This is a genomic window from Kribbella sp. NPDC050124, assembly GCF_044460355.1.
Lineage (GTDB): Bacteria > Actinomycetota > Actinomycetes > Propionibacteriales > Kribbellaceae > Kribbella.
On record NZ_JBITJU010000048.1, the window covers coordinates 1 to 23,782 of the forward strand.

21 protein-coding genes are annotated in these 23,782 nt (G+C 68.5%); 14 read left to right on the top strand and 7 right to left on the bottom strand.

Translation table 11 applies throughout. The features are described from left to right. Nucleotides 1-223 precede the first annotated feature (223 nt). Nucleotides 224-1,135 (top strand): NADP-dependent oxidoreductase, encoded by a 912-nt coding sequence (locus tag ACIBL3_RS46105; protein ID WP_396360400.1) that lies wholly within the window; start codon nt 224-226, stop codon nt 1,133-1,135. Nucleotides 1,136-1,177: 42 nt separating this feature from the next. On the opposite strand, the gene ACIBL3_RS46110 is transcribed toward ACIBL3_RS46105, so the two are convergent. The 5 genes from ACIBL3_RS46110 to ACIBL3_RS46130 are packed head-to-tail and all read right to left on the bottom strand — an operon-like array spanning nt 1,178 to nt 6,400. Continuing rightward, on the bottom strand, nt 1,178-2,089 hold the full coding sequence (locus tag ACIBL3_RS46110) for a phytanoyl-CoA dioxygenase family protein (protein WP_396360401.1): 912 nt from the start codon (nt 2,087-2,089) through the stop codon (nt 1,178-1,180). Continuing rightward, entirely contained in the window at nt 2,086-3,360 is a 1,275-nt protein-coding gene (locus tag ACIBL3_RS46115) for an ABC transporter substrate-binding protein (RefSeq protein ID WP_396360402.1), read from the bottom strand. Before ACIBL3_RS46115 ends, ACIBL3_RS46110 begins: the two co-directional genes overlap by 4 nt. Nucleotides 3,361-3,376: 16 nt before the next feature. After that, a complete protein-coding gene (locus ACIBL3_RS46120) occupies nt 3,377-4,186 on the bottom strand; it encodes a carbohydrate ABC transporter permease (RefSeq protein WP_396360403.1) in 810 nt (269 codons plus the stop codon). Further along, nucleotides 4,183-5,097 carry a carbohydrate ABC transporter permease gene (locus ACIBL3_RS46125; RefSeq protein WP_396360404.1) on the bottom strand — a complete coding sequence of 305 codons (915 nt, stop codon included), beginning with the start codon at nt 5,095-5,097 and terminating at the stop codon, nt 4,183-4,185. The genes ACIBL3_RS46120 and ACIBL3_RS46125 overlap by 4 nt, the downstream gene beginning before the upstream one ends. Continuing rightward, entirely contained in the window at nt 5,090-6,400 is a 1,311-nt protein-coding gene (locus tag ACIBL3_RS46130) for a glycoside hydrolase family 36 protein (RefSeq protein WP_396360405.1), read from the bottom strand. The genes ACIBL3_RS46125 and ACIBL3_RS46130 overlap by 8 nt, the downstream gene beginning before the upstream one ends. A 77-nt stretch (nt 6,401-6,477) precedes the next feature. On the opposite strand from ACIBL3_RS46130, the gene ACIBL3_RS46135 reads away from it, so the two are divergent. After that, on the top strand, nt 6,478-7,395 hold the full coding sequence (locus ACIBL3_RS46135) for a helix-turn-helix domain-containing protein (protein ID WP_396360406.1): 918 nt from the start codon (nt 6,478-6,480) through the stop codon (nt 7,393-7,395). Here ACIBL3_RS46135 and ACIBL3_RS46140 read toward each other — a convergent pair. Further along, nucleotides 7,367-9,538, bottom strand: a complete 2,172-nt coding sequence (locus tag ACIBL3_RS46140) for a discoidin domain-containing protein (RefSeq protein WP_396360407.1) — start codon at nt 9,536-9,538, stop codon at nt 7,367-7,369. The genes ACIBL3_RS46135 and ACIBL3_RS46140 overlap by 29 nt on opposite strands. A 252-nt stretch (nt 9,539-9,790) precedes the next feature. Here ACIBL3_RS46140 and metG point away from each other — a divergent pair, with 252 nt between their 5' ends. The 11 genes from metG to ACIBL3_RS46195 all read left to right on the top strand — a co-directional run bounded on the left by metG (nt 9,791) and on the right by ACIBL3_RS46195 (nt 20,500). Then, entirely contained in the window at nt 9,791-11,545 is a 1,755-nt protein-coding gene (gene metG, locus ACIBL3_RS46145; RefSeq protein WP_396360408.1) for a methionine--tRNA ligase, read from the top strand. Between the two features lie 64 nt (nt 11,546-11,609). Next, the gene (locus tag ACIBL3_RS46150) at nt 11,610-12,035 is read left to right on the top strand and encodes an SRPBCC domain-containing protein (protein WP_396360409.1); all 426 of its coding nucleotides are present in this window, start codon (nt 11,610-11,612) and stop codon (nt 12,033-12,035) included. A gap of 17 nt (nt 12,036-12,052) precedes the next feature. Beyond that, nucleotides 12,053-12,967 (top strand): TatD family hydrolase, encoded by a 915-nt coding sequence (locus ACIBL3_RS46155; RefSeq protein WP_396360410.1) that lies wholly within the window; start codon nt 12,053-12,055, stop codon nt 12,965-12,967. Beyond that, nucleotides 12,964-13,875, top strand: a complete 912-nt coding sequence (locus ACIBL3_RS46160; protein WP_396360411.1) for an ornithine cyclodeaminase family protein — start codon at nt 12,964-12,966, stop codon at nt 13,873-13,875. Before ACIBL3_RS46155 ends, ACIBL3_RS46160 begins: the two co-directional genes overlap by 4 nt. After that, nucleotides 13,857-14,471: a nitroreductase family protein gene (locus tag ACIBL3_RS46165; RefSeq protein WP_396360412.1), complete on the top strand. Its 615-nt coding sequence runs from the start codon at nt 13,857-13,859 to the stop codon at nt 14,469-14,471. The genes ACIBL3_RS46160 and ACIBL3_RS46165 overlap by 19 nt, the downstream gene beginning before the upstream one ends. A 236-nt stretch (nt 14,472-14,707) precedes the next feature. Then, on the top strand, nt 14,708-15,826 hold the full coding sequence (locus ACIBL3_RS46170; protein WP_396360413.1) for a ubiquitin-like domain-containing protein: 1,119 nt from the start codon (nt 14,708-14,710) through the stop codon (nt 15,824-15,826). An 88-nt stretch (nt 15,827-15,914) separates the two neighbouring features. Continuing rightward, the gene (gene rsmA, locus ACIBL3_RS46175) at nt 15,915-16,733 is read left to right on the top strand and encodes a 16S rRNA (adenine(1518)-N(6)/adenine(1519)-N(6))-dimethyltransferase RsmA (protein ID WP_396360414.1); all 819 of its coding nucleotides are present in this window, start codon (nt 15,915-15,917) and stop codon (nt 16,731-16,733) included. Between the two features lie 3 nt (nt 16,734-16,736). After that, complete coding sequence (locus tag ACIBL3_RS46180) at nt 16,737-17,675, top strand: 4-(cytidine 5'-diphospho)-2-C-methyl-D-erythritol kinase (RefSeq protein ID WP_396360416.1); 939 nt, start codon at nt 16,737-16,739, stop codon at nt 17,673-17,675. Nucleotides 17,676-17,713: 38 nt separating this feature from the next. After that, nucleotides 17,714-17,968: a type II toxin-antitoxin system Phd/YefM family antitoxin gene (locus ACIBL3_RS46185; protein WP_396360417.1), complete on the top strand. Its 255-nt coding sequence runs from the start codon at nt 17,714-17,716 to the stop codon at nt 17,966-17,968. Next, nucleotides 17,965-18,360, top strand: coding sequence for a type II toxin-antitoxin system VapC family toxin (locus ACIBL3_RS46190; RefSeq protein ID WP_396360418.1), 396 nt, complete (start codon nt 17,965-17,967; stop codon nt 18,358-18,360). Before ACIBL3_RS46185 ends, ACIBL3_RS46190 begins: the two co-directional genes overlap by 4 nt. Nucleotides 18,361-18,601: 241 nt before the next feature. After that, a complete protein-coding gene (locus tag ACIBL3_RS46195) occupies nt 18,602-20,500 on the top strand; it encodes a GTP-binding protein (RefSeq protein ID WP_396360419.1) in 1,899 nt (632 codons plus the stop codon). Nucleotides 20,501-20,900: 400 nt separating this feature from the next. On the opposite strand, the gene ACIBL3_RS46200 is transcribed toward ACIBL3_RS46195, so the two are convergent. Further along, nucleotides 20,901-21,743, bottom strand: coding sequence for a fructosamine kinase family protein (locus ACIBL3_RS46200; RefSeq protein ID WP_396360420.1), 843 nt, complete (start codon nt 21,741-21,743; stop codon nt 20,901-20,903). A 49-nt stretch (nt 21,744-21,792) separates the two neighbouring features. Here ACIBL3_RS46200 and ACIBL3_RS46205 point away from each other — a divergent pair, with 49 nt between their 5' ends. Next, nucleotides 21,793-23,583 carry an ABC-F family ATP-binding cassette domain-containing protein gene (locus ACIBL3_RS46205; protein ID WP_396360421.1) on the top strand — a complete coding sequence of 597 codons (1,791 nt, stop codon included), beginning with the start codon at nt 21,793-21,795 and terminating at the stop codon, nt 23,581-23,583. The last annotated feature ends 199 nt before the right edge of the window (nt 23,584-23,782 follow it).

Consider the following 23,782-nt stretch of genomic DNA (forward strand, 5'->3'; position numbering starts at 1 on the left):
TATCCAAGTACCGAGCCAAGACCCGCGACCCCGACCGCCGCAGCTACAAGACCAGCATCCACATCACGATCACCCCATTGCCACCAACACCGGACGGCTAACCGAACGGCGTTGGGCTTAGCCCTCCTTCGGACGGGGGCACAACTGTCCGAACGGCCAGTACGGATCCGGCGCCGGGCGGGGACCATCGATTGAAGGATCAACCAATCGATGGAGGCAGGATATGCAAGCGGTGGTGTTCGAGGAGTTCGGCGGTCCCGAGGTGCTGCGGACCGAGGACGTGGCCGAACCGCACGCCGGGCCGGGTGAGGTGCGGGTCCGGGTGCGGGCCGCCGGCGTGAACCCGATCGACTTCAAGATCCGCCGCGGCTGGACCCAGGGGTTCCTCGACGTGACCTTCCCGGCCACGCCGGGCCTGGAGGTCGCCGGGGTGGTCGACGAGGCGGGCGAGGGTACGACGTTCGCGGTCGGTAACGAGGTCGTCGGCTGGGCCAAGACGGGTGCGTACGCCGAGTACGCGATCGTCGGCAACGTCGTACGCAAGCCCGCTGGGGTGAGCTGGGAGCAGGCGGTCGGCCTGCCGGTCGCGGGCGAGACCGCGCAGCGCGTGCTCGACGAGCTGAAGGTGAAGGCAGGAGAGACCCTGCTCCTGCACGGCGCCGCCGGTGCGGTCGGCTCGATCGGCGTTCAGCTCGCGAAGGCAGCCGGCGTGACGGTCATCGGTACGGCGTCGCCCGCGAACCACGCGTTCTTGCGTGAGCTCGGCGCGATCCCGGTCGCGTACGGCGACGGCTTGCTCGACCGGGTCCGGGAAGCCGCGCCGCAGGGCGTCGACGCGGTGTTCGACGCTGCCGGTCAGGGCGGGCTGGAGGAGTCGATCGAGCTCCGCGGCGGCACCGACCGGATCGTCACCATCGCGGCGATGAACGCCGGTGAGCTAGGTGTCGCGGCGTCGATGGCCGCCTCGGCCACCCCGGATGAGATTGCCGCCGCCCTGTCGAAGCAGCTCCAGGCAGCCGCCGACGGCACCCTCCGGGTTCGCATCGCCGAGACGTTCCCGCTCGGCGACGCCCCCAAGGCCCAGGAGCTCAGCGAATCCGGCCACGCGCAGGGCAAGGTCGTCGTACTCCCGTGAGTCTCGCGGTGGGCGTCCTCGACCGGGGACGCCCGCCACGGGTCAGGCGTACGCGAACCGCGATCGCGGCGCCGGTACGTCGTCCAGCCGGGGATCCCACCGGTCGACGAACCGCACGCCCGCCGGAATCTCGATGCAGTCGGTCGAGCTCCACCCCCGAGTGAGAGTCGGGAAGTCCGGCACGTCCGGGTGGTAGTGCGGTTTGCCGGTGCCGAGCAGGTCCCTGGCCATCGGCGCACTGATGGCCTGGTACCGGAAGTCGGCCGACAACCGCAGTTGCTTGGTCCGGTTCGGCATCGCGCCGTGCACGGTCAGGCTCCCGAACAGTAAGACATCGCCCGGCTGGTACGACGCCGTACGCCACTCCGGATGCTCTTCGTCCGCCTCGGCCCGCATCATGCCGGGCCCGTCGGATGCCTTCGCCGGAAGGACACCGAGCCGTGGCGAGCCCGCGAACACCCGCAGCCCGCCGATCTCGGGCGGCGCCGCGCTGAGTGGGAGCCAGGTCGTCAGGGTGTCGATGCAGCCCTGGATGAACCGATAGTCCTGGTGGATCGGCGTCGGGTTCGCACCGGGCGACGGGGGCGCGATCCGGCAGATGTGCGCCGGGTGCGCGAACGCCTCCTCGCCCAGCAACCGGCTCGCCAGGTCCACCAACTCGGGCCGCACGGCCAGCCGGTGGAAGGCCTCCGTGCTCTGGATCGCCGTGTAGGCGCCGAAGAACCCGGGCGACCCCTCCTCGACGGCGCGCTCGGAAGCGATCAGGTCGCGGGCCTCGGTACCCGGTGCGAGCCAGTTGCTGTCGTACAGAATCCGCGCGAGCTGATCCCGGACGTCGCCGACCACGTCGACGGGCAGCAGACCACGGAAGAACAGGTACCCGTCCTCCGCCAGTCGCGCCCGCAGTACGGCGGCATCGCCCAGCACACCGAACGAGTCGGTCAGTTCCTTCATTTGTCATTCCCGATCTTGTCCATGGACGCTGCGATCGCGGCGACCTCCACCTTGTCCAGGTACAGGTCGTTGACCGCCTTGTTGATCTCGGCGACCTTCGCGGTCCAGCCGGACGCGATCGGCATGTTCACCGTGCTTCCCGCCGCCGAGTCCAGGAACGGCTGGACGTCGATGCCCTTCTTCTTCCAGTACGCCGTGTAGCCGGCGCCGGCGTCGTTGAGCGCGGGGATGATGTAGCCCGCGTCGCCCATCAGCTTCTGCGCCTTCTCCGAACCGAGGAACGCGACCAGCTTGCCGGCCTGCTCCGGGTGCTTGCTCTTGGCGAACATCACCTCGGCGAGGCCGTTGATGACGACCGTGCGCCCCGACGGACCGGCAGGCATCGCGGCGACCCCGATCGGGAACTTCACCTCCGGCAGGGCGAACGGCAGCAGCGCGTTGTTGGCCGGGAACATCGCCACCTCACCGCGGTAGAACATCTCGGTCGCCTGGCCGGTCGGCGGGTTGGTCCGGGTGCCGTCCGGGGAGACGCGCCACTTGAAGACCAGGTCGCGGGCGAACTGCAGGGCCTCGACCGACTTCTGGCCGGCGAAGTCGAAGGTGCCGTACGGCTTGTCCATCGCGTGCCCGCCGTTGGAGGCGATCCAGTTCAGCCACTGCGTCTGGCTGTGGTTCCAGGAGCAGAAACCCCACTGCTTGCTGCCGACGGTGAGCTTGCGGGCCACCTCGAGGAACGAGCCGGATCCGTCAGGCGCCCAGGTCAGCTCCGTCGGCATCGTCACCCCGGCCTTGGCGAACAGGTCCTTGTTGTACAGCAGCCCGACGACGCCGAGATCCTTCGGCATGCCCAGTTGCTTGTCCTCGAACTTGTACGACTGCACGACGTTCGGGTGGTACGAGTCGAGTTTCAGGCCGGCCTCGGCGATCAGCTCGTCGAGTGGCGCGAGCACACCCTTGCCGGCCAGGTCGGGGAAGTTCTCGACGGTCAGCCAGAACACGTCCGGCGCCTTGCCGGCGGCCAGCTCGGTGGTCAGCTTGGTCCAGTACTGGTCCCACGGCAGCACCTCCATCCGGACGGTGATGTCGGGGTTCTCGGCGGTGAACGCGGCGAACACCGCCTTGTAGCCGACCTCCTGCTGTTCGTCCCACAGTCGGTACACGAGCTCGGCCTTGCCGCCGCTGTTCGCGGTGTCGTTCGACGAACCACAGCCCGCCAGCGCGAGCACACTGCCGGCGCCGATCAGGAAAGTCCGCCGGGAGAGTTGAGCCATCAGATCCTCCGAATTGCTACTTGAGCCCGGTGACCGCGACCGAGCGGACGATGAAGCGCTGGAAGACGACGAAGAGCACCAGCAGCGGCACCAGCGCGACCAGGCTGCCGGCCATCACGGCGTTGTAGTCGACGCCGATCTCGCTCTTGAACAAGGCGATGCCGACCGAGAGCAGCCGCTTGTCCTCGCTGCTGGTGATGATCAGCGGCCAGAGGAAGCTGTTCCAGTTGGCGACCACGGCCAGCGTGGTGACGGTGACCAGGATCGGTTTCGACAGCGGCAGCACGATCGACAGCAGCGTCCGGATCCGGCCGGCGCCGTCGATCCGGGCCGCGTCCTCCAGGTCGGCCGGGATGCTGCGGAAGAACTGCCGGAGCAGGAAGATCGCGTACGGCGTGCCGAGCATCGTCGGCAGCATCAGCCCGGCCCAGGTGTCGACCAGCCCGAGCTTCTGCATCATCAGGTAGAGCGGGATCATGGTGACCACCGGCGGCACCATCAATGTCGACAGATAGACCCAGAACAAGGCGTCCCGCCCGGGGAAGGACAGCCGCGCGAACGCGTACGCCGCCAGGACCGCGAACACCACCTGCCCGGCGGTGATCCCAGCCGTCACCAGCACGGTGTTGACCAGGTAACCGCCGAACCCGGACGCGAAGAGCCGGTCGAACGCAGCCGTGCTCGGCGGCAGGCCGGGCTCCCACGGCAGCGTCTCCGACAGTTGCCCAGGGCCCTTGAACGCGGTCAGCACGGTCAGGAAGTACGGGAAGATCGCGAACACGCAGCCGGCCACCAGGACGGCGTAGGTGAAGAGGCGCAGTTTCATCCGGACACCTCGTAGGTCGTACGGCGTTCGAAATACGCGAACTGGGAGATGGTCGCGACCAGTACCACCGCGAACAGCAGCACCGAGATCGTCGAGGCGTAGCCGAAGTCGAACTTGCGGAACGCCTCGTCGTAGATCAGGTACGTCGCCACCTCGGTGCTGTCACCGGGTCCGCCTTCGGTCATCACGAAGATGGTGTCGAAGGCCTGGAACGAGCCGATCACGTTGGTGATCAGCACGAACAGCATCGTCGGCCGCAGCAGCGGCAGCGTGATCGAGAAGAAGTGCGCGATCGGTGACGCACCGTCCAGGGACGAGGCCTCACGCAACGACTGCGGGATGTGCTGCAGACCGGCCAGGAAGAACAGCATGTTGTAGCCGGCGAACTGCCAGATGTGGACCGCGGCGACGCTCGGCATCGCCAGCAGTGGCGACGACAGCCAGGCCGGGCCGTCGATGCCGAACAGCCCGAGGAACTGGTTCAGGGCGCCGCGCCCGGGGTCGAAGATCCAGGTCCAGACGAGTCCGAGGGCGACCGGAGTCGCCATCCACGGGATCACCAGCAGGGCTCGGAAGTACTTCATCCCGCGCAGCTTGCGATCGACCAGCAGCGCCAGCAGCAGCGACAGGATCGTCGTCCCCGGCACGCAGATCAGGACGTAGTACAAGGTGACCAGCAGCGAGTGCCAGACGTCGGAATCGGCGACCAGCTCGCGGTAGTTGGCCAGCCCGACGAACTCCGGTGTCGACAGCAGCTTCCAGTCGAACAGGCTGAGCGCGATCACGATCAGCACCGGCGCGAGCAGGAAGCCGATCACGCCGACCATGCTCGGCGCCAGCAGGGCATAGGCGGCCAGGGTCTGCCGCCCGCGACCGGTTCGCCGGGTACGGCGGGGCGCCGGCCTAAGCATCGGGATCCTTGAGGGGGTGCGGCCGGGGGGAGCTCGGAACGAGCAGTTCCCGGGTGCGGTCCAGGCCCCACCGGTCGAGCTGACCGATCGGATCACTCGACATCCGCAAGCCGGGACCGGCCTCGATGTGGTCAGCCCAGCGCTCCCGCTGCTGCACGTCGGGTCGCACGATCAGGCAGTCGGAGTCGTTCGCCCACCACCTGCCGTGCAGGAACTCGCGGGCGACCGAGGTGGACCGTGCACCGCGCTGTCCGGGCTGGCTGATGTCGCCCGACGGCGGCTCGACCAGCGGATCGGTGTCGGGGGAGATCCGCATGCAGTCGACGAGCCCGAGACTCGGCAGGATCGGGGCGCCGCAGCCGTGCAGGATCCGGTTCGGTCCGACGGCCTCCCGCAGCAGTCGCATGCCGTGCCGGTAGGCGGCGATGCCGTCGATCGGCTCGTGGCGCCGGCCGTCGATCGCACCGGCGTACAGGAAGTCCAGCTTGAAGTGTTCGTAGCCCTGCCGGCACAACTCGGTGAACACGTCCTGCAGGTGCCGCGCGGCGCCGGGGTGGGTGACGTCGAGAACCAGTTGCTCGTGGCCCCAGTTGGTCCCCGCGCTGATCCCGGGGACGAGCCATTCCGGGTGCCGGCGAGCGGTCTCGCTGGCGCTGCCGACCAGGAACGGCGCCACCCAGATGCCGGGCCGACGGCCGCTCGAGCGGATGTCGGCGGCGAGTCGCACGGTCGAGCCGAAGTCCTCGCGTGGTGTCAGCCAGTCGCCGATGTCCGCCTGATAGCCCTCGTCCAGCAGCACCAGGTCGACGCTCAGCTCGTGCCGGTCGAACTGCCGGACCTCGGTCATCACGTCGCGTTCGGTCACCTTGCCCCAGTACGCGTACCAACTGCACCAGGACGGTCCGAAGACGCGGACTGGCGCCGTACCGAAGCTCTCGGCCCAGTCGGCGAGCGCCTGGTTCGGGTTCGCCGGGGTGCTCGTGGTCTGCCGTATCTCGCCGTCCGCCGAGATCACCAGCCGGTCGTCCCGGACCTCGGCACGGATCGACGGGACCGCGTCGGGGCTGGTCGCGGCAACCACGACGACCTCGCCGCCGGTCGCGATCGCGAGCAGGCCCTCACTCTGGAAGCGACCGGCCAGCACGCCCGGGCGGTACGCCATCACGTGGTGGTTCGGCGCGGTCGGCCGGGGCGGACTGGCGTCGAGCCGGTACCAGCCGCTCGGGCTCCAGGACTGCCAGCCGTGCTCGAAGACCAGGGTGGTGGCGTCGTGCCCGAGCTCGGCGACAGTGCTGAAACCCACGGGATCCTCGATTCGCTGGGGGTGCAGGATCTTGCTGCTGTGTCGCTAATCTTGGAGCGCCAACGAGGGGATCGACCATGACGGAGCCTGCTGACTTCGACCACGATCTTGCTACTCAGGTGCTGATCGAGCTGTACAGCGAGATCCCGCCGCCGAGCAAACTGGTCACCGGTCACTTCCACAGTGGCGGCGACTACCGGGTCGTGCGCCCGGACGGCGTCGGCAGCTGGTACCTGCTCTACACAGCCGGCGGCACCGGTCGGTACCTGATCGGCTCGAACAAGTTGACGCTGCGCCACGGTGACTTGGTCCTGGTCAGTCCAGGGACGCCACACGACTACGGAACCGTCGGGACCTACTGGGAGTCCTGGTGGGCGCACTTCCAGCCGCGGCGCGAGTGGCACAGCTGGCTCTCGTTGCCGCAGGCAATGCCAGGGCTGTCGTACGTGCGGCTGACCAGGTCGTCGGAGACCGACCGGGTGGTGTCGGCGTTCGACCGGCTGCACCGGGACGCGCAGCGCGCAGGCCTGTCGCCGACCGGCGACACCGAGCTGCACCTGCTGGAGAAGAGTGTCGCGGTCGAACTGACCATGAACGGTATCGAGGAGGTGCTGCTGGCCGCCGTCGCCAGCCTGCGCCGGGAGACCCAGCAGCTAGACGCCCGGGTCCAGCTCGTGCTCGACGCGATCTCCGCGGATCCGGCGCGACCGCACACGTTGACCTCGCTGGCCGGGTCGGCGCAGATCTCGGTCTCGCGGCTCGCGCACCTGTTCAAGGAGCAGGTCGGCGACTCGATCATGAACGTCGTGCTGGCGCTGCGGTTGCAGCGGGCGGCCGAGCTGCTCGGCGCCACGGATATGTCCGTCGCTCAGATCGCCCGCGCGGTCGGCTTCGAGTCACCGCACTACTTCAGCCGGCAGTTCGGCCGCCGGTACGGGATGTCGCCGACCGCGCATCGCGACGCGGTCAGGAACCCGGAGCTAGAGCTATATTGAGCTCCGTCGCGGCCGCGTAGTCCGCGCCGCCGGCCAGACCGACGAGTCGCACGTAGCGGGCCGTCGTACCCGCTGGGAATCGGGCGATCTTCGCGTCGACGGTGCCGTCCCAGGTGCCGGTCGCGACCGAGGTGAACGTGACCCCGTCGGCGCTCGTCTGGACGTCGTACGACGAGATCCGGCCGTTCGGGACCGCGGCGTCCTGGCGTGGGGTGTAGACGAGTGCCTCGATCGCTCGGGTCGTCTTGAGGTCGAGGGTGATGTGCTGTGGCAGCGGTGCGTGTGGGCTCCAGTTCGAGTGCCACATGGTCGCGCAGTTCCCGTCGATCGCGGCGGCCGCGCCGTACGCGGACGAACCCTGGCTGGTGGCCGTTGCCGTCATCTCCTTCTGGGGCAGGAGATTCAGCGGACCGAAGGGCCCGTCGGTGGGCGGCGGGGTGCCTGGGATCGCGGTCACCCGGCCGAGCGCCGGCGCCTTGAGCAGCGGGTGGGTCCTCAGGTGGTTGAGGAACACTTCCTGGCCCATCCGTGGCGCCCGGGCGAGGTTGGTGAACTGCTCGAAGCCCGGGTAGCCGTACTGCGCCCCGTGCAAGGGCATCGCCGCACTGGTCGTCACCCGGTAGGTGCGGTCGAGTTGCAATGGCTGACCGTCGATGAGCACCTTCGCGGGATCGACCCGGTCGCCGACCGGTCTGCCGAGGTCGTAGGTGTAGCGGAAGTTCGCCGAGGTCGCGAGCGAGGACAGGCGGCTGCAACCGTACGCCGGTGGGATCCATTGCTGCTCGAGGACCGCCTCGACCGTCGAGCCCTGCATCGACAACGTCGTGATCGGCGAGATCCCGGCGACCGGCCAGGCTTCGCCGTATGTCACCGTCCCCGCCTGTAGACCCGCGGCGATGACGTCGATGCCGAGGTCGGCCGGCACCAGGGCGAAGTCGGAGTGGTCGTGCGCGGCCTCGGCCCGGTAGAGGTCCGCGACCAGGTTGCCGGTGCGGCTCTCGGCCGTCTTGGCGAAGTCGAGGTCGCGGTCGAGCGTGGTCAGCGGCTCGTTCTGCCGGGCCGCCCACTTGTCCATCCAGTACTTCACGGTCTTCTGGATCCCCGGATTCGGCGTCACGTCCTTGGTCACCGCGTGGTTGGTGGCCGTGCTCGCGGACCGGATCACCTCACCGGTCGCCGGGTCGAGCGACAGGTTCACCTCACCGAGCACGCGACCGTGGTTGCTGGCCTCGACCACCGGCCGCGGTACGCCGTTCGGGTCGGGGATCATGCAATTGAACGCCGTGTGCCAGTGCCCGCCCAGGATCACGTCGATGTCCGGGGACATCGCCCGCGCGGCGTCGAAGATCGGGCCGGTCGGGTTCTTGCAGTCGTTGAACAGCCCGCCCTGCTGGCCGCCTTCGTGCATGCTGACCACGATCGCGTTCACGCCTTGGGCCTTCAGCTCCGCCGCGGCCCGGTTCGCCGCGTCGACCAGGCCCTGGAACTCGAACCCGGACCCGCCGATCGACAACGTCTCGCTCGCCGTCCCCGGGAACCCGAGCCCGATGAAGCCGATCCGCGCCGAGCCGGCCTTGGCGATCCAGTACGGCGGCAGCACCGGACGCGCTGTCCGTGGGTCGACGATGTTGGCCGCGTGGTAGGCGTAGTCGGTGCCGTGGAAGTTCCGGCCGGCCGAGTCCTTGAAGCAGGAGTCGAACCCGGGCTTGCCGTAGCAGGCGCCGGTCGTCATCCGCCGCAGGAACGGGAACTCCCGGTCGAACTCGTGGTTCCCGGCCACGTCGAAGTCCATCCCGAGCGCGTTCAGCACCTCGATCGTCGGCTCGTTCGCGAACGCCTGCGTGTAGTCCGGCCAGCCGCTGAACTGGTCTCCTGATCCGATCAGGAAGCTGTTCGGCTGCCCGGCCCGTAGCTTGTCCAGGTGTGCCTTCAGGTAGCCGGCGCCGCCGACGGCCAAGGTGCCCGTCGGACCGGCGATGGTCTGGTTCTCGGTCTCGGACAGGTAGCCGTGCAGGTCGGTCAGGCTGAGCACCTGCACCGGGATCGGGGTGACGGTCGCGGCGGTTTCACTGGGCGTGGCGGTGGCCCCCACCACCAGGCCCAGTACGGCGAGGGCCGCGCTGATCCGGGACTTCGTGGTCATCGGCTGCTCCTGTCGGTCGGGCGGAACCGCTTCGCAACCTAGTCGGGCCGGCGCTGCGCGGACATCGCCGTACCTGCTGACTTACTGCACAATCCGGCTGCGTGAACCAGGTTGTCCTTCTACAGTCGGCAGCATGACTGTATTGAATGCCGCGCCTCCGGCGCGGGGGTCATGGGGCTGTAACTCCCGGCCTTCCCTCGTCACTCCAGTCGCTGCGCTCCCTGCGCTCCTCAGTCCAGGCCGGGAGGCCCCATGACCAGCATCCTTTCTGCCGTGGCCTGGCCGTATGCGAACGGTCCCAGGCACATCGGCCATGTCTCCGGCTTCGGTGTTCCCTCCGACGTGTTCAGCCGGTACTTGCGGATGGCCGGTCATGACGTGCTGATGGTCTCGGGGACGGATGAGCACGGGACGCCGATCCTGGTGGAGGCCGAGCGGGAAGGGGTCAGCCCGCGCGAGCTCGCGGACCGGTACAACCGGGTGATCGTCGAGGACCTGCAGGGGCTCGGGTTGTCGTACGACCTGTTCACCCGGACCACCACCCGCAACCACTATGCGGTCGCGCAGGAGCTGTTCAGGACCGTTTACCGCAACGGCTACCTGGTCCCGAAGACCACGATGGGCGCGATCTCGCCCTCGACCGGACGCACCCTGCCGGACCGCTACATCGAGGGCACCTGCCCGATCTGCGGGTACGACGCGGCGCGCGGCGACCAATGTGACAACTGCGGCAACCAGCTCGACGCGATCGACCTGCGCAACCCGCGCAGCCGGATCAACGGCGAGACACCGGTGTTCGTCGAGACCGAGCACTTCTTCCTCGACCTGCCGGCCCTGGCCGACGCGCTCGGCTCCTGGCTGCAGACCCGCACCGGCTGGCGGCCGAACGTGCTGAAGTTCGCCGTCAACCTGCTTGACGACGTGCGTCCGCGCGCAATGACCCGAGACATCGACTGGGGGATCCCGGTCCCGCTGCCCGGTTGGCAGGACAACCCGAACAAGCGGCTGTACGTGTGGTTCGACGCCGTCATCGGCTACCTGTCGGCGAGTATCGAGTGGGCGCGCCGCTCCGGCGACCCGGACGCGTGGCGCAAGTGGTGGTGCGATCCCGACGCGCAGTCCTACTACTTCATGGGCAAGGACAACATCACCTTCCACGCCCAGATCTGGCCCGCCGAGCTCCTCGGCCACAACGCGTCGCCCGGGGAGTACGGCGTACTGAACCTGCCGACCGAGGTGGTGAGCAGCGAGTTCCTCACCATGGAGGGCCGGAAGTTCTCGTCGTCCCGGGCGGTGGTGATCTACGTCCGCGACGTGCTCGAACGGTACGGTCCGGACGCGCTGCGCTACTTCATCTCGGTGGCCGGGCCGGAGACGCAGGACACCGACTTCACGTGGTCCGAGTTCGTCCGCCGGAACAACGACGAGCTGGTCAGCACCTGGGGCAACCTGGTGAACCGGACCGCGTCGATGATCGCGAAGAACTGGGGCGCGATTCCGGCTGCCGGCGACCTCACGCCTGCGGACCACGAGTTGCTTGCTGCCAGCAAGGAGGCGTTCGGGACGGTCGGTGAGCATCTTCGGCACCAGCGGCTGAGGCTCGCGATCGGTGCGGCGATGCGGACCGCGTCCGAGGCGAACCAGTACCTCTCCCAGCAGGCGCCGTGGAAGGAGACCGACGCCGGGCGCAAGGCGACGATCCTGCATGTCGCCGCCCAGGTGGTGGCCGACAGCAACCGCCTGCTCGCGCCCTTCCTGCCGCACTCCGCGCAACGCGTCCACGAGGCCCTTGGCGGCACCGGCGCCTTCCTCCCACAACCGGAGATCCGCGAGGTGGACGACCTCGACGGCGGTCCGCCGTACCCGATCATCACCGGCGACTACTCGGCCCAACCCCGCTGGTCCCAGGAGCCCGTCGTACCGGGCACACCCGTCCGCCCACCCACCCCGATCTTCACCAAACTCGCCCCCGAGGTGATCGACGTGGAGCTTGCGCGACTCGGTTGACGCTTTTCTACAAGCGCGTAAGGCGGGGGCGTCGTACGGTCGGGGAAGAGAGGAGTTGAGGACGATGGCGAACTTCCTGGCCACGGCGGAGACCGATATCGAGGCCTCGCCCGCACGGGTGTGGGAGGTGCTGACCGATCCGGACGAGCTGAAGGCGATCTGGTTCGGGGCCGAGGTGAAGACGGACTGGAAGCCGGGCAGCCCGGTCACCTGGAGCGGTGAGTTCGAGGGCAAGCCGTACGCGGACAAGGGCGAGATCCTCGAGGTCGACCCCGGCCGCCTGCTGAAGCTGACCCACTACAGCCCGATGAGCGGTCAGCCGGACACACCCGAGAACTACCACACCCTCACCTACCAACTGGACGACCATGGCACGTCCACCCACCTGTCCCTCACCCAAGACAACAACGCGAGCGAAGAAGAGGCCTCCCACTCCCAAGGCATGTGGGAAATGCTGGTGGCGAAGGTCAAGGAAACAGCTGAGAGATAGTCAGTAACCTAGGGCGTATGTCTGGTGATGATGTGGAGGTTGATCGGCCGACTCGGGAGCGGGCCGCGATGGGGGAGGACGGGCGGTCGCGGGATCGGACTCGGCCGGCGGTGCCTGATCCGTTGCCGATGAGTGTGGTCGACGCGCACTGTCATCTGGACATCGCCGACGGCGAGGACGGCGCCTGGTTGAGCCCGGCGGAGGCGATCAAGCTGGCGTCGTCGGTCGGCGTCACCCGGATCGTGCAGGTCGGCTGCGACCTGCCGGGCGCGGTTTGGGCGGTCGAGGCCGCGCAGCAGTACAAGAACGTCGTCGCCGGCGTCGCGCTGCACCCGAACGAGGCCCCCAAGCTGAAGGCTGCCGGTGAGCTCGACAGTGCGCTGGCCGAGATCGAGCGGCTGGCGAAGAGCTCTGACAGGGTCCGGGTGATCGGCGAGACCGGGTTGGACTACTACCGCACCGGCGAGGACGGCCGGGCCGCGCAACACGAGTCGTTCGCCGCGCACATCGACATGGCGAAGCGGCTCGACAAGGCGCTGATGATTCACGACCGGGACGCGCACGACGACATCCTGAAGATCCTGGACCGCGAGGGCGTGCCGGACCGGCTGGTGATGCACTGCTTCTCCGGTGACACCGAGTTCGCCCGCGAGTGCGTGAACCGCGGTGCGTTCCTGAGCTTCGCCGGGGTGGTGACGTTCAAGAACGCCCAGTCGCTGCGGGACGCGCTGGCCGTGACCCCACTCGACCACGTGCTGGTCGAGACGGACGCGCCGTACCTGACGCCGTCACCGCACCGCGGCCAGCCGAACGCGTCGTACCTGATCCCGCACACCGTGCGGAAGATGGCCGGCGTGCTGAACATCTCGGCCGCCGAGCTGTGCGACGCTCTGAACACCAACGCGAACAGGGTCTTCGGCGGCGCCTGGTGAGAGTCGTCACGGATGCGGACATTCGTGAGCACTTGACCGCGACCGACGCGGTCGGGTGGATGCGTGAGGCGGTCCTCGCCGCGTACGACGGGCGGCTGCACACGCCACCGCGCGTGCAGGCGGAACTCGGCGACGGGAACCTGATCTTCACCACCGGGGCGTTGACGGGCGAGTGGTACGGGTACCGCTCGTACGACACGTTCGACACCGACCCGGGCAGCCAGTTGGTCGTCGTGCACGACTGGCGCACCGGCGCCGTCCGAGGTGTTGCTGTGGGCAATGAACTCGGCCCGCGCCGGGTCGGGGCGATCGGTGGCGTGGCGGTCGACGCGCTCGCCCGGAAGGACGCGACCACGCTCGGTCTGGTCGGCACCGGCAAGCAGGCGTGGACCCAGCTGTGGGCGATCTCCGCGGTCCGTCCGCTCTCGTCCATCGCCGTCTTCAGTCGCGACGCCGATCGCCGGAACGCCTTTGCCACAAGGGTTTCCGAGGAGCTCGGGCTCCCTGCGACCGCGGTCGGATCGGCCCGGGAAGCGGTCGAGGGCCGGGATCTCGTCGTACTCGCGACCAGCAGCCCAGCGCCTGTGATCGACGCGGAGTGGGTCGCGCCTGGCACCTTCGTGACGACGCTCGGACCGAAGGTAGTCGGGCGAGCCGAGTTCGGTCCGGACCTGGTCGACCGGGCGGACCTGGTGGTGACGGACTCGGTCGATCAGACCCACGCCTACGATCCGCCCTTCGTGCTGACCGGGACGCCGCAGCACGACCGGCTGATCGGCTTGGGCGAGGTGCTGGCGGGCAACGTGTCGGGACGGACTGTCGTGTTCTGCTCGGTCGGGCTGGCCGGGACCGAGGCGTACCTGCTGGCGAGGCTGGTAGACAGTGCCCCATGGAGTTCAGTGAGGTAGTCCGGCGGCGCCGGATGGTGCGCAACTACGATGCCGATCGCCCGGTGCCGGCAGAGGTCCGGGAACGCATCCTGGAGAACGGGCTGCACGCGCCGTCCGGCGGCTTCAGCCAGGGCTGGGCGTTCCTGACGCTGGAGGGTGACGACCGGGAGCGGTACTGGGGGATCGCGGCCGAGCAGGTCGACGACAAGTATGTGGAATGGATCACAGGGCTGCGCCGCGCGCCCCTGCTGATCCTGGCCTTCGCGCACAAGGATGCGTACCTCGATCGCTACACCGAGCCGGACAAGGGCTGGACCGACCGCGACGAGTCTCGCTGGACGGCGCCGTACTGGTACGTCGACACCGGGATGGCCGTGCTCCTGATGCTGCAGACAGTCGTCGACGAAGGCCTGGGAGCGTGCTTTTTCGGCCCTCCCGCGGACAAGGTGGGCAAGCTCTACCAGGAGTTCGGGGTGCCGCCGGGGTTCGACCTGATCGGCCTGCTGTCGGTCGGCTACCGGGCGCCCGACAAGCGCTCGCCGTCGCTCAAACGAGGACGCCGCAGTACGGCGGAAGTCGTGCATCGAGGGCAGTGGGGCCGTCACGACGCGTGATCGCTCCATTACACCTTTTTGCGACTCGCCGACGAGGGGATTGGCACTTCCGCTACTTCTTCGTTATGGTCCCGTGATGTTGGCCGGGATCGGGGAAGGTTCCGGACAGCACGCCCCTCGGCGTTCACCGCCAAGAGAAACAACGCAGTGCCAGCCCTCCAGTCTGGCAACCGCGCAGCGGTTGGGTGCCAGTGCTGTCCTGCCCCGTGCCCGGGTCGCCCTACCTGGGAGCGTTAGTGCGTAAGTCCATCATCGTGGCCGTCGGTGCGACGGCTGCGTTCGCCGTTGCGGGCGGCTCCGTGGCCTATGCCAGTAAGAGCAAGACCGTCAGTCTTTCCGTCGACGGCCAGGTGCAGAAGGTTCACACCTTCGGCTCCACCGTGGCGGATGCCCTCAAGGCCCAGAAGGTTCAGGTCGGCGAGCACGATGTCGTGGCGCCGGGGCTGGACGCGAAGCTGAAGGACGGCCAGGAGATCGCGGTGCAGTACGGCCGCCAGCTGACCGTCACCGCGGACGGCTCCAAGAAGACCTTCTGGACCACGGCCGACAGCGTCAACGAGGCGCTGGCGGACCTGGGCCTGCGGTACGACACCGCGGCCGTGTTCTCGACCAGCCGGAGCGCGCCGATCGGGCGCGAGGGGCTGAGTCTCGTGGTGCAGACACCGAAGACCGTGCAGATCGTGCGGCAGGGCAAGGTCGCGACCATCAAGTCGATGGCCGGGACCGTCGGTGAGGCCCTGTCCGCGGCGAAGATCGTGTGGGACCAGGACGACCGGATCAGCCCGGCGGCCGCCACCGCGCTCAAGCCCGGTGTCAACAGGATCGGTTACGTCAAGGTCGACCTGAAGAAGGTCACCAAGACCGAGGCGATCGCGTTCGGCACCGACGAGACCGAGTCGGCCACCCTGCTCGTCGGGACGAAGAAGACCACCGCCGCCGGCAAGGCGGGCGAGAAGTCGATCACGTACCTGTACACCTACCTGGACGGCAAGCTGTCGACCACCAAGGTGGTCTCGAGCAAGGTCGTCACCGCGCCGGTCGACGCGAAGGTCACGGTCGGCACCAAGCCGAAGCCCGAGGAGCCGACCACCGACGTCGACCCGCCGGTCGGCGACACCAGCGCGTGGGACCGGATCGCCGAGTGCGAGTCGGGCGGCAACTGGGCCACGAACACCGGCAACGGGTACTACGGCGGCCTGCAGTTCAGCCACCAGACCTGGGTCGCGTACGGCGGCGACGCCTACGCGGAGAACGCCCACCTGGCCAGCAAGGCGCAGCAGATCGCGATCGCCGAGAAGGTTCGGGCGGCGCGCGGCGGCTACGGCGACTGGCCGGTCTGCGGCAAGCTCGCCTAGTGCAGGAGCGCGTAGTGCAAGACTGTGCTGTGTGAGCAGCGCTGATTCATCGACATCAGCCGGACCGAGGCTTCTCGGTCCGGCTGATGTGCGTTCACTGGCCGCCTCGCTCGGGGTGCGCCCGACCAAGCAGCGCGGCCAGAACTTCGTCATCGACCCCAACACCGTCCGCCGGATCGTCAAGGCCGCCTCGTTGGCCGCCGGCGAGACCGTGCTGGAGGTCGGGCCGGGGCTCGGTTCGCTGACCCTGGCGCTGCTGGCCGAGGGCCACAAGGTCACCGCGGTCGAGATCGACCCGCTGCTCGCGTCCGCGCTGCCGTCGACGATCGCGTCGTACGCGCCGGAGCAGGCCAAGGACCTCACCGTGATCGAGGCCGACGCGATGACGGTCGGCCCGGACGAGATCGGGACGCCGACCGCGTGTGTGGCGAACCTGCCGTACAACGTCGCCGTACCGGTGCTCCTGCACCTCCTCGAGGTCTCCGACTCGCTCCGGCACGGGCTGGTGATGGTCCAGTCCGAGGTCGCCGACAGGCTGGCCGCCGGCCCCGGTTCGCGGACGTACGGCGTACCGTCCGCGAAGGCGGCCTGGTACGCCGAGGTCCGCCGGGCCGGTCCGATCGGCCGGAACGTGTTCTGGCCGGCGCCGAACGTCGACTCCGGCCTGGTCGCCTTCGAGCGCCGCGAACCGCCCGTCACGGCCGCGAGTCGCGAGGAGGTGTTCGCGGTGATCGAGGCGGCGTTCTCGCAGCGCCGCAAGACCATCCGGTCCGCGCTGTCGCGCTGGCTACCGGACCGCGAGCGGCTGGACGACGTGTTCCGCCGTACCGGCATCGACCCGAAGCTCCGCGGCGAGATGCTCGGCATCACCGAGTTCGCAGCTCTGGCGGACGCCGCGAGGCACTAGCCTGTGCGAGTGCCACCTTCTGCTGAGGTCACGGTGCGAGCGCCGGCCAAGATCAATCTCGGTCTGTCGGTCGGTCCGCCGCGCCCGGACGGGTTCCACCCCGTCGCCACGGTCTACCAGGCCGTCGCCCTGTACGACGACGTCACCGCGGTGCTGCGGGACGACGACTCGTCGATCTCGGTCGAGGTGCTCGGGGACTTCGCGGCCAACGTGCCGACGGACGAGACCAACCTCGCGGTCAAGGCGGCCCAGTTGCTGCAGACCGAGTACGACGTCGAGGAAGGCGTCGACCTGATCATCCGCAAGACCATCCCGGTCGCGGGCGGGATGGCGGGCGGTTCGACTGACGCGGCAGCGACTTTGGTGGCGTGCAACCGGCTCTGGGGACTGCAGCTGTCGCAGACCGAGTTGCAGCATCTCGCCGGCGACCTGGGCAGCGACGTACCGTTCTGCCTCGTCGGTCACACCGCGCTCGGCCACGGGCGCGGCGAGCAGGTCACCGAGGTGATGTCGCGCGGGACCTTCCACTGGGTGTTCGCGATCGCCGACGGCGGCCTGTCCACACCGGCCGTGTACGGCGAGCTGGACCGCCTGCGCCCGCTCCGCCGGGTCGAGGCGCCACAGGTCCGCCCGGAACTCCTCTCGGCGCTGCTGTCCGGCCGTCCAGGCGCGCTCGCGGTTGCGCTCAGCAACGACCTCCAGGCGGCCGCGCTGTCGCTGCGCCCCGAGCTCGGCGACACCCTCCAGTTCGGCCTCGACCAGGGCGCTCTGGCCGCGCAGGTCTCCGGCTCCGGCCCCACCTGCCTCTTCCTGGCCGCCGACAGCCGCAGCGCCGTCGACCTCGCCGTCGAGCTCGCCGAGTCCGGCCTCTGCCGCATGGTCCGCCAAGCCGAAGGCCCAGTCCCCGGCGCCCGAATCCTCCCCGCCCCCGTCAACCGCTAGAAGCCGGTACACTTAGCCAAGTGGACTAAGGAGGATTGATGGGCGAGCCGGCTGCGCAGTACAACATTCATGAGGCAAAGACCCAGCTTTCCCGGATCATCGACCGCGTCGAGCATGGTGAGGAAGTCATCATCAGCCGGGCCGGTCATCCGGTCGCAAAGGTTGTACCGCTGCCGACTACGCGTCGACGGACCGGTCGGGGCTCGCTCGCCGGACAGATCAGTTGGTCCGACGACTGGGATTCTCCTGAGACCAACGCCGAGATCGCAGACGACTTCGGCATTCCGTCGTGACTGACGTGCCGGGGGCCGGTCGGCTCCTGCTCGACACCCATGTATTGCTCTGGTGGCTACGAGACACTGCCGACCTGTCAGATGATCTGAAGGAGCGGATCGACACCGAGTTCGAGGTCTATGTCAGCTCCGTGTCTGTGTGGGAACTCTCGATCAAGAAGGCATCGGGCAAGCTGAAATTGCCTGTCGATCTCAGCGGTTGGATCAGGCGGAGCGGTTTGAGTGAGCTGCCGATCAGCTTGACGCATGCCGAACTGGCCGGTGGGCTGCCCCGGATCCATCGCGATCCGTTCGACCGAATGTTGATCGCCCAAGCGCTGGCCGAGCGGCTGACGCTGGTCACTCGTGATGGGCTGATCCGTCAGTACGACGTACCGATCCTCAAAGCCTGAAATCCCTGGCCTGGAAGGGGATTCTGGTACGTCGACAACGTGAAGCGGCCGGCCGGGGGTCCGGCAAGTGAGCGTTGTCTGCGGAAAATCGGTCGCGGGAGATTCGGGCCGGCCGTTAGCATCCAAACGTTTGGCCCTTGGGATTCCTCGTGATCGGAGAACGGGATGCGCCGCGTGGTGATCGACCTCGACAGGACTGATCACTTCGACGCATTCGCGAGGACCGTTGAACTCTCTGACGATGGGCATTGTGGCGCATGTCGACGCCGGTAAGACCAGCCTGACCGAGCGGCTGCTGCACGCCGCCGGTGTGATCGACCGCGTCGGCCGGGTCGACGACGGGAACACCCAGACCGACTCGATGGACCTCGAACGCCGGCGCGGCATCACGATCCGCTCGGCGGTGGTGTCGTTCGAGCTCGGTGACCTGACCGTCAACCTGATCGACACCCCTGGACACTCGGACTTCATCGCCGAGGTCGAACGCGCGTTGTCCGTGCTGGACGGCGCCGTCCTGGTCATCTCCGCGGTGGAGGGCGTGCAAGTGCAGACCCGGCTGCTGATGCGCACGCTGCAGCGCCTCGGCATTCCCACCCTGCTGTTCGTGAACAAGATCGACCGGCTCGGAGCCCGGTACGACGACCTCCTGGCAGATATTGCCCGCTTGCTCACGCCGGCCTGCGTGCCGATGGGGTCGGTCGTGGATCTCGGCACCCGCGCGGCACGCTTCGAGCCGGCTGCTTCGACAAACAAAGCAGTCGCCGAACTACTTGCCGAGCGCAACGACGAGTTCCTGGCCCGGTACCTGGACGACGCGCTGGTGGCCGACGACTATGCCGCGGAGCTGCGGCGGCAGGTCGGTGCGGCGTGGGTTCATCCGGTGTACTTCGGGTCGGCGATGACCGGCGTCGGTGTGCCGGAGCTGATCAGCGGCATCCGATCCTGGTTGCCGCGAGCAACTCGTGCGCCCGGGGATGCTTTGTCGGCAAGGGTTTTCAAGGTCGAACGTGGTGCGGCCGGGCAGAAGATCGCGTCCGCGCGGGTGTTCGCCGGGGCGCTGTCGGCGCGCTCGTACGTCGACGTGCACCCGGCGGCGGGTACGTCGTACCAGGCCCGGCCCAGTGCGGTCGAGGTGTTCTCGGGTGGCGCTCGGCATCCGGTCGAGCGGGCCGAGGCCGGGCAGATCGTCGCGTTGCGGGGGCTGAAGGACATCCGGATCGGCGACCAGCTCGGCGTCCGGGGTGACGGGGTCGGGCGGTTGTTCGCGCCGCCGACGCTCGAGACGGTGGTCCGGTCGCGAGACCGGGTGAAACTCTTCCAGGCGCTGACCCAGCTCGCCGAGCAGGACCCGCTGATCCGCGTCCGCAAGGCCGACGACATCACAGTCAGCCTGTACGGCGAGGTGCAGAAGGAGGTCATCGCGTCGCTGCTGGAGTCCGAGTACGGCCTGGCCGTCGACTTCAGCGAGACCACGCCGATCCATGTCGAGCGGCTGGACGGCGTCGGAACGGCGTACCGGGAAATTGGTGCCCCCGACAACCCGTGGGCCGCGACTGTCGGCTTCCGGGTGTCACCGGGGGATGTTGGTGTCGACTACCGCGTCGAGTCCGAAGTCGGCGCGCTGCCGCGGGCCTTCCACACCGCGATCGAGGAGTCCGTCCGGCTGAGCTTGCAGCAAGGCCTTTACGGCTGGGAGATCCCCGATCTCGAGCTCGCTGTCACCCACACCGGCTACTCGGCTCCGACCACCGTCGCCGCCGACTTCCGCCGCCTGGTGCCGCTGGTCCTGATGCAAGCCATCGCCGACGCCGGCACCACCGTCCTCGAACCCGTCCACCACTTCGAGCTCGACATCCCACCCGACTCGATCTCCCGAGTCCTGGCCCTGCTCGCCGAATCCCGAGCCGTGGTGGACCAAACCACCCTCGCCGACCAAACCGCCCACCTCACCGGCACCCTCCCCGCCGCCACCACCCACCCCTTCGAGACCCACCTCCCCAGCCTGACCCACGGAGAAGGCATCCTCACCCCCACAACCACCACCTACACCCCCGCGCCCTCCCCAACCCCCACCCGCCCCCGAACCGACGGCAACCCCCTCAACCAAAAGCAATACCTCCTCCACCTCAACCAAACCTGACCTCCCCCGCCGTCCCGCCCCCTGCGGTGGGTCAGCCAACCGGAGTGTGGGTTCCCGCACCGGATTCCGGTCGGCCAACCCACCGTCTGGTTGGCCCACCCACCAACGGGGAGGAGCGCGCAAACCAACTGGTGCCGGGTCGAGCTGTGTTGTGGTCGTCGCTGCCGGAGATCCGGCTGTCCTGCCGCCGGTTCGGGCTTTGCCGCGGCCTCGGGTTTGGTGTGCAGGCGGACAGGTAGTGCACCTGCGAGATGCCGGACACTCGGATGCGCTTACGCTCAACCGCACTACCCGCGCAGCGACACCACCTGTCCGCCTGCACACCAAGCCCCCTCCCGATCGGCGGTGGGAACCGCCGCGGTAACTGGATGCGGCACTGAGCATGCCTGGAGGGCGTGGGCTAGTGGGGTTTGAGGATCTCTTGGATCTTGGCGGTGGTGTTGTGGGTGTTGCCGAAGTGGGCTAGGACGGCTAGGTGTTCTCGGAGGTGGAGGAGGGGCATGCGGGATCGCCAGCCCTCGGCGAGTGGGTGGAGTTCTTCGTAGGCGGTGTAGAAGGGGTCGGGGATGTTGCCGCAGCCGATGAGCATGGAGAGTTCGGCTTCGGGCCAGCCGTAGTAGACCGCGGGGTCGATCAGGGCGGGGGTGGGGAGGAGGTTGCCGTGCCAGAGGTCGCCGTGGAGGAGGGACGGGGGCTGCTCGGGCACGAGGTCGGAGAGGCGGGAGGCGACGCGTTCCAGGCGGCGACGGTCGGTCGCGGGGAGGGCGTCGTAGCAGCGGGGGACTTCGAGGAAGCGGAGGAGGCGGTGTTCGGCGAAGAAGGCGTGGCCGTCGGAGGTCCACGGGTTTCGCTGGGGGAGTAGACCCAGGTAGTTGTCCTGGTGGTAGCCGAACTTGTCCGACGTCTGCTGGTGCTGAATCGCCAACCGACGACCGGCATCTCGCCAGAACTCCACAGACTGGTCGGCAAGCACAGCACTCCCGAGATCGGACAGGACGAGAAAGTCCGCCGCCACCCGCAACACCTCTGGTACGACGAACCCGCCAGGCACCCGCAATGCGTTGAGCCCATCGGCCTCCAGCTCGTACAGGCCAGCCGGCGGATCGTCGTGCGTCTTCACGATCGCCGTCCGGCCCAGCGTCGTACGCACCCGGTACGTCTTGTTGGCGACTCCGCCTTCCAGCGGGTCGCAGGAAACCGGGTCACCGAGATCGAGGCCGTCCAGCCAGGAAGGAGTCAGCACGTGGACGATCCTGGCACGTGGACGGGCGTCGGATACCCTGGTCCGCGATATGGCGGCACCTAACTTGGTCAATCTGGAAGCTGTTTCCAAGGGCTTCGGGACTCGGACACTCCTCGACGCGGTGAGCCTCGGCATCGGCCGGGGTGAGCGGGTCGGCGTGGTCGGGCGCAACGGCGACGGTAAATCGACGCTGCTCCAGCTGCTGGCCCGGCGCGAGGTTCCGGACAGCGGCCGGATCGTGCACAACCGCGACCTCCGGCTCGGGTACCTCGGCCAGACCGACGACCTCGACCCCCAGCACACCGTCCTGCACGCGGTCCTCGGCAACGCCGAGACGTACACCTGGGCGGCCGATCCGCGTGCGCGCTCGGTGATGGAGCACCTGCTCGGCGGAGTCGACCACCAGGCGTTGGTCGGCACCCTGAGCGGTGGTGAACGCCGTCGCGCCTCGCTGGCCCGGCTGCTGCTCACCGAGGTCGACCTGCTGATCCTGGACGAGCCCACCAACCACCTCGACATCGAGGCGGTCGACTGGCTCGCCAAGCATGTGGTCGACCGGGCCGGCGCCCTGATCGTCGTCACCCACGACCGCTGGTTCCTCGACGCGGTGTGCACCGACACGTGGGAGGTGCAGGGCGGCAGGGTGACGTCGTACGACGGCGGGTACGCCGCCTACGTCCTCGCCAAGGCGGAGCGTGCCCGGACGGCCCAGGTCACCGAGACCAAGCGGCAGAACCTCCTGAAGAAGGAGCTCGCCTGGCTGCGCCGCGGCGCACCGGCCCGGACCAGCAAGCCCAAGTTCCGCATCGACGCGGCCAACGCCCTGATCGAGAACGAGCCGCCTCCGCGTGACCAGCTGGCACTGTCGCAGCTGGCGACCGCGCGACTCGGCAAGGACGTGTTCGACGCCGAGGACGTCAGCCTGAGCTTCGGCGACCGCGTGATGCTCGACCACGTCACGTTCCGCCTCGGCCCGGCCGACCGGATCGGCCTGCTCGGCCCGAACGGCGCAGGCAAGACGACGTTCCTCAAGGTCCTCACCGGCCAGCTCAAGCCGGATCGCGGCATCGTGAAGCAGGGCAAGACCGTCCGCGTCGCCAGCCTGACGCAGAACCTCGAGGAGATCGACGGTACGGCGACCGTCCTGCAGCACATCACCGACATCCGCCGCACGGCGGCGCTCGCGGGCAAAGGTGGTGAGCTGACGTCGTCGCAGCTGCTGGAGCGGTTCGGGTTCAGCGGGGACAAGCTGACCACGCGGATCTCCGACCTGTCCGGTGGTGAACGCCGGCGGCTGCAGCTCCTGCGCATCCTGCTCGACGAGCCGAACGTGCTGATTCTGGACGAGCCGACCAATGACCTCGACGTCGAGACGCTGACGGTCCTGGAGGACTTCCTCGACAGCTGGCCGGGCGTGGTCGTCACCGTGACGCACGACCGCTACTTCCTCGAGCGGGTCAGCGAGATGGTCTACGCGATCATGGGCGACGGCCGGGTCCGGCACCTGCCGCGCGGCGTCGACCAGTACATCGACGAGCTCGGCGACGAAGCACCACGCCGTACGACGGCCAGCGAAAGCCCGGTCGTCGACACGGCACCGGCTGAGGCCGAGCCCTTGGTTGACGCGGCAGCGGCCCGGGCGGCGAAGAAGGAGCTGAACCGGATCGAGCGTCAGCTCGCCAAGCTGACCGAAACCGAGGCGAAGCTGCACGACCAGTTGGCCGCCAACGCCAGCAATTACGAGCGGCTGGCCGAGTTGGACACCGAGTTGCGCAAACTGGCCGAGGAACGCGCCGAGCTCGAGACCGCATGGTTCGACGCCGCCGAACGCGCCGAATGAAATCCGCGCTGATCAAATCCCGAGGTTGTGAACGAACGCACGACCACGACCGGTGAGTAATAGTGCATCGGCGCCGGTGGGAAACGTGTGGAAACACAACTGAGTCGCGGGGGGGCCCCCCCCCCCCCCGGGGGGGGGGGGGGGGCCGCCCCCCCCCCGGGGGGGGGGCCCCCCCCCCCCGGCGGGGGGGGGGCCCCCC